General features: G+C 39.6%; 16 protein-coding genes and 2 pseudogenes. 2 read left to right on the top strand and 16 right to left on the bottom strand.

Annotation, left to right across the window (positions count from 1 at the left end):
• Nucleotides 1–4: 4 nt before the first annotated feature.
• From larC2 to TKV_RS03600, 8 genes are all read right to left on the bottom strand, one after another.
• Nucleotides 5–442 carry a nickel pincer cofactor biosynthesis protein LarC2 gene (gene larC2 / locus TKV_RS14105; RefSeq protein WP_029687625.1) on the bottom strand — a complete coding sequence of 146 codons (438 nt, stop codon included), beginning with the start codon at nucleotides 440–442 and terminating at the stop codon, nucleotides 5–7.
• Nucleotides 442–1,182 (bottom strand): nickel pincer cofactor biosynthesis protein LarC, encoded by a 741-nt coding sequence (gene larC, locus TKV_RS14100; protein WP_029687627.1) that lies wholly within the window; start codon nucleotides 1,180–1,182, stop codon nucleotides 442–444. The genes larC2 and larC overlap by 1 nt, the downstream gene beginning before the upstream one ends.
• Nucleotides 1,179–1,940, bottom strand: coding sequence for a nickel pincer cofactor biosynthesis protein LarB (larB, locus tag TKV_RS03630; protein ID WP_049684787.1), 762 nt, complete (start codon nucleotides 1,938–1,940; stop codon nucleotides 1,179–1,181). The genes larC and larB overlap by 4 nt, the downstream gene beginning before the upstream one ends.
• Nucleotides 1,930–2,760, bottom strand: a complete 831-nt coding sequence (larE, locus tag TKV_RS03625; protein WP_236617454.1) for an ATP-dependent sacrificial sulfur transferase LarE — start codon at nucleotides 2,758–2,760, stop codon at nucleotides 1,930–1,932. Before larE ends, larB begins: the two co-directional genes overlap by 11 nt.
• A 128-nt stretch (nucleotides 2,761–2,888) precedes the next feature.
• Nucleotides 2,889–3,122: a hypothetical protein gene (locus TKV_RS13365; protein WP_236617339.1), complete on the bottom strand. Its 234-nt coding sequence runs from the start codon at nucleotides 3,120–3,122 to the stop codon at nucleotides 2,889–2,891.
• Nucleotides 3,123–3,147: 25 nt separating this feature from the next.
• A complete protein-coding gene (locus tag TKV_RS13360; protein WP_049684784.1) occupies nucleotides 3,148–3,489 on the bottom strand; it encodes a hypothetical protein in 342 nt (113 codons plus the stop codon).
• Between the two features lie 254 nt (nucleotides 3,490–3,743).
• Nucleotides 3,744–4,259 carry a CDP-diacylglycerol--glycerol-3-phosphate 3-phosphatidyltransferase gene (pgsA, locus tag TKV_RS03605; protein WP_049684782.1) on the bottom strand — a complete coding sequence of 172 codons (516 nt, stop codon included), beginning with the start codon at nucleotides 4,257–4,259 and terminating at the stop codon, nucleotides 3,744–3,746.
• A gap of 65 nt (nucleotides 4,260–4,324) precedes the next feature.
• Nucleotides 4,325–4,816 carry a hypothetical protein gene (locus TKV_RS03600; RefSeq protein WP_049684781.1) on the bottom strand — a complete coding sequence of 164 codons (492 nt, stop codon included), beginning with the start codon at nucleotides 4,814–4,816 and terminating at the stop codon, nucleotides 4,325–4,327.
• Between the two features lie 128 nt (nucleotides 4,817–4,944).
• On the opposite strand from TKV_RS03600, the pseudogene TKV_RS12280 reads away from it, so the two are divergent.
• Together TKV_RS12280 and TKV_RS13355 are read left to right on the top strand one after the other, a co-directional pair.
• Nucleotides 4,945–5,234, top strand: a pseudogene (locus TKV_RS12280) (IS21 family transposase); the annotation flags it as partial.
• Between the two features lie 30 nt (nucleotides 5,235–5,264).
• Nucleotides 5,265–5,411: pseudogene (locus TKV_RS13355) on the top strand (ATP-binding protein); the annotation flags it as partial.
• Nucleotides 5,412–5,641: 230 nt separating this feature from the next.
• On the opposite strand, the gene bioB reads toward TKV_RS13355, so the two are convergent.
• From bioB to TKV_RS03560, 8 genes are all read right to left on the bottom strand, one after another.
• Nucleotides 5,642–6,625, bottom strand: a complete 984-nt coding sequence (gene bioB, locus TKV_RS03595; RefSeq protein ID WP_049684780.1) for a biotin synthase BioB — start codon at nucleotides 6,623–6,625, stop codon at nucleotides 5,642–5,644.
• A 16-nt stretch (nucleotides 6,626–6,641) separates the two neighbouring features.
• A complete protein-coding gene (gene bioA / locus TKV_RS03590) occupies nucleotides 6,642–8,009 on the bottom strand; it encodes an adenosylmethionine--8-amino-7-oxononanoate transaminase (RefSeq protein WP_201769487.1) in 1,368 nt (455 codons plus the stop codon).
• A gap of 20 nt (nucleotides 8,010–8,029) precedes the next feature.
• Nucleotides 8,030–8,773, bottom strand: coding sequence for a dethiobiotin synthase (bioD, locus tag TKV_RS03585; RefSeq protein WP_049684778.1), 744 nt, complete (start codon nucleotides 8,771–8,773; stop codon nucleotides 8,030–8,032).
• Entirely contained in the window at nucleotides 8,743–9,594 is an 852-nt protein-coding gene (locus TKV_RS03580; RefSeq protein ID WP_236617453.1) for a 6-carboxyhexanoate--CoA ligase, read from the bottom strand. The genes bioD and TKV_RS03580 overlap by 31 nt, the downstream gene beginning before the upstream one ends.
• Entirely contained in the window at nucleotides 9,584–9,853 is a 270-nt protein-coding gene (locus TKV_RS13230) for a hypothetical protein (protein ID WP_236617336.1), read from the bottom strand. The genes TKV_RS03580 and TKV_RS13230 overlap by 11 nt, the downstream gene beginning before the upstream one ends.
• A gap of 265 nt (nucleotides 9,854–10,118) precedes the next feature.
• The gene (gene bioF / locus TKV_RS03570) at nucleotides 10,119–11,294 is read right to left on the bottom strand and encodes an 8-amino-7-oxononanoate synthase (RefSeq protein WP_049684776.1); all 1,176 of its coding nucleotides are present in this window, start codon (nucleotides 11,292–11,294) and stop codon (nucleotides 10,119–10,121) included.
• A gap of 247 nt (nucleotides 11,295–11,541) precedes the next feature.
• A complete protein-coding gene (locus tag TKV_RS03565) occupies nucleotides 11,542–11,781 on the bottom strand; it encodes a hypothetical protein (RefSeq protein ID WP_148307244.1) in 240 nt (79 codons plus the stop codon).
• 74 nt (nucleotides 11,782–11,855) lie between these two features.
• Complete coding sequence (locus tag TKV_RS03560; RefSeq protein ID WP_049684774.1) at nucleotides 11,856–12,599, bottom strand: Yip1 family protein; 744 nt, start codon at nucleotides 12,597–12,599, stop codon at nucleotides 11,856–11,858.
• Nucleotides 12,600–12,740 lie beyond the last annotated feature (141 nt).

Below are 12,740 nucleotides of genomic sequence, written 5' to 3'. Positions count from 1 at the left end.
GCTTTCAATCTTTAAAAAATAGCAAATCAATATGTCTTATCACATTTCTATAAATATCGCTAATTGAAATTCCAGTCTTTTCAGCAATAGCTTTAACATCCTCATACTCAGGATACGCCTTAATAAGTTTTTCATTTAAATAGCCTTTTTTCACTCTTATCTTCCCGTAAGGAGTATCCACAACTGAAAAATCTCTATCAAGCTTGTGCCTTAAAGCTTCGTAGTATCTTATGCCAAAAGTAGAAGTTTCTCTAAATATTATCTCTTTTAATTTATCTGCATTTTCATTTTCACAAATTACAGTCAGGAGTGTTCCCGGCCTTTGCTTTTTCATTATAATAGGAGTCAAAAACACGTCTAATGCTCCATTTTTAAAAAGCAGTTCAAACAAATACTGATAAAACTCTGGATTCATGTCATCTATATTTGTCTCCAAAACCATCAATGTCTCAGGTTTTTTTTTACTTCTTCCTCTCCTACATACGTCCTCAAAACATTTGGTATCTCTAAATCCTTTGTACCAGCACCATATCCAACAGAATTTATCGTCATATCGGGCATACCGCCAAATTCATTTGCCAAAGTTTTTACAATAGCAGCACCTGTTGGAGTCACAATTTCACCTTTTACATCGCTTTGATACACAGGTATTCCCTTTAAAAGCTCTGCTGTCGCTGGAGCAGGTACAGGCATAAGACCGTGCTGGCTCATTACAAATCCCGAACTTATCGGAATCGGCGAAGAAATAATTCTCTCCGGTTTTATCATGTTTATAAGTATCGCCGTACCTATTATATCCACTATAGAGTCTACCACTCCAACCTCATGAAAATGCACTTCTTCGGGAGATTTTCCATGCACTTTTGCCTCTGCTTTTGCCAGATTTTCAAACATTTCAATGCTCATCCTCTTTACTTCATCTTCCAAGTCGCTCTTTTCAATAATCTCTCTTATGTCTTTCATATGTCTGTGATGATAGTGATGGGTCTCATCGTATATCACTTTAAATGTCTTGGCACTAATGCTTTTTTTCTGTGTTTCTCCTATTTCTACATCAAAATTAGTTAAAGCTACTCCTTTTAATCTATCTTTAAATTCCCCAACATCAACATGAGATAATAGTGAAGCAATAGTCATATCGCCAGAAATTCCTGCAAAACAATCAAAATACACTACTTTCACTTTCCTTCCTCCCCTATTTTATTTATCAAACTGGCAGAATACGCCGCTCCAAAACCGTTGTCAATATTTACAACACTCACTCCACTGGCGCAGGAGTTAAGCATAGCCAAAAGAGCGGACAAACCGTGAAAATTTGCACCGTATCCCACGCTGGTAGGTACAGCAATTATGGGGGAGCCCACTAAACCTCCTAACACAGTAGGAAGTGCCCCTTCCATGCCAGCAATTGCGATTATCACGCGGCATTCCCTAATCTCCTCAATCTTATCCAAAAGCCTGTGCAAACCTGCAACTCCTACATCGTAAAACCTTTTTACGGTATTGCCCATGAGCTCTGCAGTAACTGCAGCTTCTTCAGCAACCGCTAAATCAGAAGTGCCGGCAGCCACCACTCCAATTATCCCCTTTGTCTTTCTAGGAGGAGTATTTCTTATAGAAATAATTCTCGCTGTCTCATAATACACTGCTTTTTCTAAAAGTTCTCTTACCGCCTCAAAATGCTCGTGGGAAGCTCTTGTCCCTAAAACATCGCTCCCATTTTTGTACATATTAAAAGCGATTTCTTTGACTTGCTGTGGAGTCTTTCCCCCACAAAAAATTACTTCAGGAAATCCCTTTCTTATCTCCCTGTGATAATCGATTTTTGCAAAACCCAAATCCTCATAAGGGAGCTTTCTTAAAGCCTCCAATGCTTCTTCTGTTGTTATTTTATTTTGTTTAAACTGTGTTAAAACTTGTAATATTTTCTCACTGTACATCTTTTACCACCCTCACATGCGGTTCATTTAAGCTACCAGTTCTGTATCCTTCTAAATCCAGTGCTACATACTTAAACCCAGCATTTTTAAGCCTCTTTACAATTTCCTCCCTTACACTCTTTTCAAATATTGCATCCATCTGCTCTTTTGGAAGTTCAATCCTTGCAACATCTCCATGGTATCTCACTCTAAATCCTGAAAAACCTAAATCTCTCAAACCCTCTTCTGCTTTTTCTATCATAGAAAGCTTATCATAAGTTATCTCTTCACCATAAGGAATTCTGGAAGCAAGACAAGCGTAAGAAGGCTTATCCCAAGTTGGAAGATTCATCTCTTTTGACAAAATTCTTATTTCTTCTTTCTTTATACCACATTCCAGCAAAGGGCTCAAAATTCCCAATTCTTTTAAAACCCTTCTTCCCGGCCTAAAATCAGACACATCATCAGCATTTGTCCCTTCCAAAACGTAATTTAGGCCTCTATCTTTAGCAATAGCTTTAAATTTCGAAAATAAATTGGATTTACATATATAGCACCTATTTAAAGGATTTTTTTTAAATTCTTCTATTTCAAGAATATCATTAAACTCCACAACCAAGTGGGGAATTCCTATTTTTTTAGCAATGTCTATAGCTTCTTTTAATTCGCTTTTAGAATACATTGGAAAAGTAGCAGTAACAGCCAATACCCTATCTCCTAAGACATCGTAACTTATTTTAGCCAAAAAAGTACTATCTACCCCTCCAGAAAAAGCAATCAATGCGTTATCCAAATTATGTATATAGTCTTTTAACTTTTGCAATTTATCCTTGGTATTTATAATTAACACCCCCCTATGGTATAGAGACTCCATTACGCATAAACTATTTTATCATACAAGATGTTATAAACAAAATTAAGCATAAAAAAGCGCTTAAAAGCTTAAAAGCTTCTAAGCGCTCCTAAATCTTAAATTTTAAAAATCTTCACAGCTTCATCTAATTTTAAAGCCACTTCTTCTAAATTCTTTGCAGATTCTTTAAGTTCTTCCACAGCTGAAAGCTGCTCTTCCGTAGAAGCACTTACTTCCTCAGTAGAAGCCGCCGTTTCTTCTGAAATTCCAGAGATGTTTTCCATCGACTGAACAATCTCGTTTTTCTCCTTTTCCATGCTATTCATTAAGGAATTTATGTTATTTATCATTTCAGAAATGCTGTTTATAAAATTCTCAAATTCGCCAAAAGCATTTTGCGTATCCTTTACAGCTTGATTTTTGCTTCTCAATACTTTTATCTGCCGACTGCATAATGGGATCAAAATCAGGGTTTAAATCCACGTGAGGAAATGTGAAAATCTTCTTATCAGCTGTCCCATAATAAATCAAAGCGTCATCTGGAGTCATATTTTTTAATTTAATGAGCACGTTATTTATGCGGTCAGCTGTTTCTTCTCCTGTATTTCCTTTAATCATCAAATTAGAATCATCTTTTGCGAAATAATTGAGTTTATTGGCAACTCCTTCTAAATAAAGAGCTAACTCTTTATTTACTGAACCAACCCTATTAGCCATATTAGACAAAGTTGCATTAGTGATTTCCTTAGAAGAAAATCTAAAATATGTACCCACTCAATGCTAAAGATGAAATCACAATAATTATAATCATTAAACTCAATTTTGTTTGTAAGCTTGAGAGTCTTACCTGTTTTTTTAGGTTTAGTAGTGCATCTATATCACGTCTTTTTTTGAATTTTATAGCTTTTTTCAATGTATCTCCCCCCAAATGTGTTATATTATTTTTATATCGACTTTTTCCCATAAAAAGTTTAATTTTTTCTGCTCCTTTTATAAAATTCAAAAGCATAGATAAAAAAGGCTAAAATAGCTAACAGCAGTGCTATAATCATCAAGGTAAATCCATAGGGCCATTCAAAGATTGAAAAAATTATAGCAACATAAAAGAAAGCTGTTGCAGCCTTGCCGTATTTATTAGCAGGGATGGCAACTTCTTGTTTTTTATAAAGTATTGCCGCCCCTATTATCATTGACAGCTCTTTTATCATCAAAATAAAAATGATGAAAAAAGGAATTATATCCTTAAACCACAGACTCGTGAGAACAGTAAGTATCATAAGTTTGTCCACAAGAGGGTCAAGCAAAGTCCCAATCTTAGTTATTTGATTGTAATGCCTCGCTATATATCCGTCTAAAATGTCTGTAATTCCTGACAATATAAAAATCGCCACAGCATATGTATTGCCATTAGGCACATAAAAAAAAGTGTATACAAAAAGCGGTATAAGAAAAAATCTAACCAGTGTAAGAAAATTTGGTATATTCATCTAAACACCTCTACCTGCCAAATTTAATATAAATTATAATACAAAAAACGCAAAATCAAAAGGCCCTATTGGGCCATATTTACAGGAAGTTTTATTTCATCTAAAGCTATTCTAAAGCTATATCCATCTTCTCCTTTTTTAAAGTCCGCCACATTGTTAAAGCATTTAGCTAAAACGTCATCTTTTGTATGAACTTCAATATCCTTTAAATTGTACTTCAAAACAGTTTTTTTTAACAGAGAATTGATTATTTCTTGAGCAGTCTCAAGATTGACATTTTCTCCTTTTTCAATATAAATATACATACTGCATTTCTTCTGTTGCCAATCAATATCGTAAAGCACACAAAATCCCAATTTAAAACCTTCCTTGGTTTCTAACACAAACATCTTTCTGTTTTTCCCAAATGGTATATTTAAAACATTGTCTTTCTCTCGGGATATTTTAAACAAATCAATCAAAAACTTAACTACATTTACATCTTGAAGCCAAAAAGAAAATATCTTTTTATCTTTTTTCTCTAAGTCTTTAATTAAAACATTCCCATTTTCTCCCATACCCAACACCACCTATCTATACATTATATATTCTTTATAAATTTTAAAAATCCTGCTTGAATGTAGAAAATAATTTTCGATAAATAAATAATATGGCATAAATCAAGTAGGAAGTAAATAATTATTTTGTTAAAAAGTATTATGAAGGATATGAAGGCAAACCAAAAACAAGAAATAAGCAAGCAAATTAGATAAATATTATGATGAAATAAAAGCAAAGCTTGAGATAAAGGGGGTTACGGTAAAGGGAGTATACGAATACTTTGTTTCTAAAAATTATGATATTGGAACATATTCTAATTTCAACAAATATGTAAAGAGAAAGGGACTGAAACCTACTAAAAAGGCAAGTGGTCATCCAAGATTTGAAACTCCTGCTGGGAAACAAACCCAGGTAGATTGGAAGGAAAAAGAAAAGGAGTATCTATCTCCGCTACCAAGTAATGATAGGGCAGAGGTATTTGGATCAGCGACAATAGCTAACGCAATATCAGATAGATTACTTCATTATTCGCATGTTATATCAATAAAAGGGCCTTCATATAGATTAAAGTCAAAAGTTGAATATTTTAACAGTTCTTCTAATGTATCTTAGTACATTTTTTGTACAAAATTATATGCCACTTTTTGTACAAAATATATTGACTTTTACAACACTACACTGTTATTTATTCTTCTGTATTGCATTCAAACTCCTCTCTATATATCACTTCTATAACAAGTCTTTACTATTACCTTGTATTTCAAATTTATCAAATTAGAGTGTTGGTCACTTACCAGGATTTCCTTGTAACAACTTTTTCTAATCCTTCTTGCAGAGAGAAATTAAACTAACACCTTTAAACCTACCTCAGCGATCATATCCAAGTCTTCTTGGATTCTGTTGCCCCAAGTAGTAAGGTAATTGCCAACCATCAAGCCATTTACAGCCATTACTAAGGCTTCTTTTTGGTTCTCTCCTAACCCTCGCTCCCTACCACCGCATAAACGAAAAACAGCTCTCGGAATAATAAGGCGAAAAAGAATTAAGGTTTTGAGAATTTCTTCTATTGAAAGACGTTCCTGATTAGCAAGAGGTGTACCAGGAATGGGATTCAAAATGTTCACCGGCACTGACATCACTCCCAGCTTCTTTAGCTCAAAAATCATTTCCAGTCGATGTTCCATAATTTCCCCCAATCCAATAATTCCTCCAGAGCATATATTTAGCCCCGCATTCCGGGCGGCTTGAATAGTAGCCACTCTCTCTTCAAAGGTATGAGTAGTACAAATCTTAGAAAAATAGCTTCGTCCAGTTTCTAAGTTATGGTGGTAGGAAGTAACCCCCACCTCCTTCAAACGACGAGCTTTCTCTTCGTCAATAATCCCCAGAGAAGCACACAGCTTTAGGCGAGTTTTAGTTTTTAGAACCTGGTAGATTTCTAATACCTTTTCAAAATCCCTTTCACCGATGCCTTTACCACTGGTAACTAAAGCAAAACGCTTTACTCCAGCAGCTTCCATGCGCTGGGCTTTTTCTAAAGCTTTTTCTACATCAATAAGGGGATACACTTCCACACCAGTTTTAAAACGTGATGATTGAGCACAAAAGTGGCAATCTTCACTACATAAACCCGAACGGGCATTGATAATGGCACATAGTTCTACATTTCTCCCTCCGAAGCGTTCCCGAACTTGGCGAGAAAGATAAAAAATCTCTCCTAATTTTTCCATTGGCCAGCTAGCCAGGTAATACGCTTCCTCTTGAGATATACCTTCTCCTTGAAGAGTCTTTTCTTTAATCTTCTTCCACATCAGATTCTTTTCCATGCACCCATTCCTCCTCTCATTTACCAGTTACTGCCTCTATAGATTCATAAACAATCTCTAGAACGCGGTTTAGTTCTTCTTTAGAGATGGACAACACAGGCATGAGAACAATGATGTTATCCAGGGGCCGAATGATGAGCCCTCTCTTACGAGCCTCCAAGATAACTCGGTGACCTATTTGCTCCTTGATGTCATAAGGCTCTTTGGTCTCTTTATCTACCACAAGTTCAATACCTACCATCATACCTCGTTGACGGATATCTCCTACATGAGGTAAATCCCAGAATTTATTTAGCCCCCGGCGTAAAAGTTCAATTTTAGATTGGAGAGAGGCTAACAAGTCTGTTTTTTCAAAGAGCTCAATGTTGGCCAAAGCCGCAGCGCAGGCTAAGGGATTACCTGTGTAGGTATGTCCATGGTAAAAAGTCTTACATTCCTCCGGCTCGCCTAAAAAGGTTCTGTAGATCTCATCGGTGACCAAGGTAGCAGCTAAGGGAAGATATCCTCCAGTAATACCCTTAGCTAGGCACATTAAGTCGGGAGTTACATCTTCGTGCTCGCAGGCAAAGAGACGACCTGTACGGCCAAAACCTACTGCTACCTCGTCGGCAATGAGCAGAATGTTATACTTTGAACACAATTCCCGCACCCGGCGAAGGAAACCATCCGGAGCAGTGATCATGCCCGCCGCCCCTTGGACTAAAGGCTCAATGATGAGGGCAGCAACCTCCTCACAGTGCTCTTCCATCAACCTTTCCAACTGATTAAGACAGGCCATCTTACAACTTTCCCTTTCTAAACTCAAAGGGCACCGGTAACAATATGGCGCAGGGGCGTGTAAACACTCAAAGAGTAGTGGTTTGAAAATGTTATGGAAAAGGGGTATACCCCCGACACTTACTGAACCAATAGTGTCTCCGTGGTAAGCATTGACCAAAGATATAAACTTGGTTTTTCTACGATAACGACCGCCGTCCTTTTGTTGCCAATACTGAAAGGCCATCTTGAGGGCAATTTCCACCGCTGTAGCTCCATTATCAGAGTAAAAAACTTTATTTAATCCTGGCGGGGTAATTTCCACTAATTTCTTAGCCAACAAGATAGACGGTACATTGGCAATACCTAAGAGGGTTGAATGAGCGATGCTATCTAATTGTTCCTTAATGGCTCGGTTTAATTCCGGGTGACAATGGCCGTGGACAGTAACCCAAAGGGAGGATACACCGTCCAAATAGCGGTTCCCCTCTACATCAATCAGGTAACTGCCCTCTCCCCGCTCAATGATCAGGGGTTTTTCCCGGAGATATTGCTGCATTTGGGTAAAAGGATGCCAAACATACTGTTTGTCCCATTGTTCCAGAAGAGAAGGATCATAGTTGCTCAATAGAAACACCTCCATATCGTTTATGCTTTAGGTTTAAGCCATGGAGCCAACTGACTCCAGGAAACAGATTCTTCCACCGCCTCCAGCAGTCCTTCAACAGCCCCACCTTCCACGTTCACCCTCGACAGGTGGGGTAAGATACCCAGGATCGGTACACCGGTCATCTGGGCAATAATTTCGAGATTGTCACTTTCGGCAGGACCTAATTGCTGCTGCCCTAAGGCATTAAAAACTATCCCCGCTACTTCTAGTTCGAGGCTTTTGGCATAAGCCACCGTGAGAACTGTATGATTAATGGTTCCCAAACCAGTCCTGGCCACTACAATTAGGGGTAAGGAAAGTTCCCGGGCCAAATCAGCTACGGTAAAGTTAGGGCCAGAAAGAGGCACACACAGTCCTCCAGCCCCCTCAATAAAAGTCAACTGGTGGCACAAAAGGGTCTGTCGGCAAAAAGCTACTACTTTTTCGGGTTCTATCTTTTCCCCACAAAGTTTGGCTGCCAAGTGAGGAGATAACGCCGGAACAAAGCGGTAAAGGTTTAATTGGTCAATGGGTTGGGGAAGGTCAGCTGCCAGGCGATAGAAGAACGCATCTTCGGGAATTAATTTCCCGTTTTTGATAACTGCCCCGGTTTGCACAGGTTTGATAGCTACGGCGTCAATACCATGGTGGCGAAAAACACCCGTCAGGCCAGCGGTAACTACTGTTTTTCCCACGCCAGTATCCGTTCCGGTTATGAAGTAACCCTTTCTGGCATAGTCCATTGGTGTCCCTCCTCTAGTAATGATGTAAGATCTTTTACACCCCGCACAGCGCTGATTTGAGTTATCAAAACTGGTTCCTCCTCAAGCCTGGTTATGTACTCCGTAAGATTCACATCCTTGAGACGAACAAAGAACACCCGCCCTCCTTTAAATGAGGGATGCTTTAAATGGGGTATACGCACATAGCCCAGGCGCCGGGAAGAAACGTAACCCGTGGTATAATGGGGGTCATCCGAACAACATATTTCAGCCAGAGTTCCGCTCCAGATAACCTTAGAGGCCAGAGCCAGGGCTTCCTTGACCCGGAAATGATCTAACCCCAGCGGCTCTAGCAGACACGATAACTGCTTAGCAGCCTGTGGAGTATAATCCATATGGGAGGCACGTACACCTCGCCAAGAGTCGGGCTCCAGACGCCGACCACTCTGGGCATCCATGATTACCGCCCCTCTCATGTTTCGCCCGTCAGGCGAAGGTCCTCGGGCAAGCATTTCTATAGCCTCTTCTATAACCTGCTCTTCCACCCCGCTAGCCAAAAGAAGCTGCCGTGCACAAAAAAGCGCTTGCCCATGGTCATTAGCTTTTACCGTTACAAGCGGCAAAGCAGCAATCTGCTTTATTTCAGAAAACTCTAGGCGCTCGATGCTGATATTTATAAAATCAGGTTCACCCAGGGCATGGTTTTTGGCACGAAAGAACATTTTCTGGACAATAGAAGCTACCTCCTGGGCAGAAACAATCCTTTCCGCCCCCGATATGTGTCGCCCTCCTTTTTCGTGGGGAGCTCCCTGGGCAGCCCTCATTCGGACGCTATATACCACTTTCTCCAAAAAAAGTCCCTCCCTTAATTTGTTTCTTAACTCTGTCCATAAGTCTGGTTAAAGGCCAGGCCGTTAAAGCCGTGTAGAACATCCCAGGCAAAGCAGCAACCAACAAAACACTTACCCCCTTGTGCAAAAGGCCAGCAAGAACCAGACGGGCAGCTACAGAACCCAGGGGACCAGCAATGGTAACCACAAAGAAACTGGGACCTAAAATCGCAATGATACCGCCAGCTACCAAACGAAAAACTATGGACACTATCACATTAAAGAAATTGTGCACCCCAATGCTGTATAAAACAACGCTGGCCACTAGCCCAGCTAAAAAATAGCGCTTAAAGCCAAAGTTGGCAGCAATGGCTACCGCAATAGGAGCCGAGAGTTGAAACTCGGTACCTGGTATGATACCGGGTAACTTAAAAGAGCCACTAACAATAATGAATGTTGCCAGTAAGGCAATTCTTACTACCTCCCTAAGTGATCCTCTTGTTTTATGTATTTGGTCTCACCTCCTCCCCTACTTTTTAAATGAGTCCCACCCTTTTCCCGGCCCATAAAAAAGCTTCTAAAGCCCTTTGAATATCTTCCGGTTTGTGGGTAGCCATGACAGTAATCCTTAAACGGCTAGTGCCTTCCGGTACTGTAGGCGGGCGAATGGCCGGCACAAATACACCCTTTTCCGCCAGAGCTGACGAAAGAGCCAGTGTCCGATGGGATTCCCCTACCATCAGGGGAATAATAGCTGATTCCGTGGGTAACACCTCAAAGCCTAATTCTTTTAAGCCTTTGTAAAATTGGCGGACGTTAGCGTGTAGCTGATCAAGGAGGTACAGCTCTTCTTCTAAGACATCCAGGGCCGCTATAGCAGCAGCAACTATCGGTGGAGAAAGAGCAGTAGAAAAAATAAAGCTGCGAGCACGATTCCGTAAATAATCAATTAAAATAACATTGCCAGCTACGTACCCACCTTCACTCCCAAGGGCTTTACTTAATGTACCTACTTGGATAATATTTTTATTTTCCAGTCCAAAATGTTCCACTGTTCCTGCCCCCCTCTTGCCCAAAACCCCAGTAGCATGGGCATCGTCCACCATGAGAAGGGACTGGAACTCCTCGGCCAACTGCAACAGTTGGGGCAAAGGAGCTATATCCCCGTCCATACTAAAAACACCATCGGTAACGATAAGGCACCTACGGTATGAGTTACGTTCCGCCAGGAGAATATCCTTTAGATGGGCTACATCCTTATGGCGGAAAACTTTAACTGTGGCTCGGCTCAAGCGGCAGCCGTCAATTATGCTGGCATGGTTTAGCTCATCGCTGAGCACCAGGTCTCCTTGGCCCACCAGGGCTGAAATCACTCCCAAGTTGGCCAGATAACCAGAACTAAACACAATAGCATCCTCCGTGCTTTTAAATCGTGCAATGCGCTCCTCTAATTGACGGTGCAAAACAAAATTACCAGTAGTCAAACGAGAACCTCCACTTCCTGTCCCCCACCTTTCCACAGCTTCTAGGGTCGCAGCCTTAACACGGGGATGATGAGACATGCCAAGGTAATTATTGGAAGAAAAAAGAAGCACTTCCTGTCCGTTGATGATTGCCCTGGAACCATTAAACTCCTCTAATGGTCCAGGAAGCTGACGATAAAGTGAGCTCTCTTTTAGTAACTCCAGCTCCTTCTCTAAAAATCTAAACAAATACATTCCTCCCCTGATAGGTTTATTTTCTTTGCTTGGTTATTTTTGTTTTTGCCATAATTTGTTGCTTACTCTAATTATACTCACTTCGAACTTAATTGTCAACTTATATTTATTATAAGGTTAACATTTCTTTAAAAATCCTTAATTCAGGTTTTCCTGAACAAAATGTTGTTTTTATAAATTTCTAAAAGTTCTCCAGAAATGTTCCGCTTGTAAATGTATTCTGTTTCTTCCACAGCGTATCTTAAAGACCTTCCCGGGTAAGAGCGATAACTTTCCTCCCATATACCGCCACATTTACTGCTTGGAGTTCGGGCAGTGTTGGACTTCGTTTCGTTATGCAAACTCGTCCACTCCAATTCAGCCTCATATGTGGTTTGTTCATCGGGCCGGGATTTTGCCGCCGGCTTCCTTCAGATTCCATCTCACGATGGACACCTTTGCCTTTGACAGGTTTAATTCCATGCCCATAGCGGACTTTCACCGCTTAAGCTTTAGCCCATGCCGGGCGCACATAAAAAAGAGGAGAAAAACTCCTCTTTGAAAAAAATTTCCATTTTATTGAATTGGTATATTTTTAAAAATCGTAGAAAATACGCTTACAAAAGTCGCTCCCACAAAAATCATCATTATTATAAATAAAACAATCAAAACTATGTACGGAAGAAAATACACAAGCACTGCATTTCCTGTAGTCATTTTGTAATTTTCTCTTATGGATATAATTTTCAAAACAATTACCCATATAGTAAATGCTATTATAAATAAATCCGTAAGTATTGCGCCACCTCTCTCGCTCAACAGACGGGCAAATAAATTTACGGGCACCATAAAAATCATGGGAAGTTTTGCAAACCCCATTGCGGAATACAGTCCTTTTGCTGTGCCTATTACTATCTCATCGCCGTCACCAGCCGTCATTTGCTGAATTTCACCGCTATTGTCTTCATTTTGAGTTAAAGGTGTATTGTCTTCTGTTTTAGCGTACATTTTTCCATCTAAAATTTCTGCTAAAAAGTGATACACTGCCGCAAAAAGAAAGTAAGTCAAAGGAGCTATAAATATACTCCCAAATACAGCCATCAGAACAAACAGTGACCTTAACCTCCCAAAATCAGGCATACCTGGAGTGGAGGAAAATAAATCCGGACCAACCATTGTAAACCTACTGCTTGTCATAGTCAACAAACCTGTAACTATGATGACAACAACAGCCTGCCAAATTGGCTTTTTCCTTACAATTTCTTTAATGGTCTCGACAGGTTGAAAAAATATGCCATACAATCTTTCCAAAAAATTCAACTTATATAACCTCCTATTCTTAAATTTTGAAATTATTCCTATAAACATTTTATCACACTTTTTATCTTTTTCTTTAATTTTACGTTAAAATTTTTAAATCATGAAGGAAAATAAAGTTTTGCGGTGAATTATATATAGTGA

The sequence above is a fragment of the Thermoanaerobacter kivui genome, from assembly GCF_000763575.1.
GTDB classification, from domain to species: domain Bacteria; phylum Bacillota; class Thermoanaerobacteria; order Thermoanaerobacterales; family Thermoanaerobacteraceae; genus Thermoanaerobacter; species Thermoanaerobacter kivui.
The sequence above is the reverse complement of the archived record's forward strand: the minus strand, read 5'-3'. Positions and strand labels throughout refer to the sequence as shown.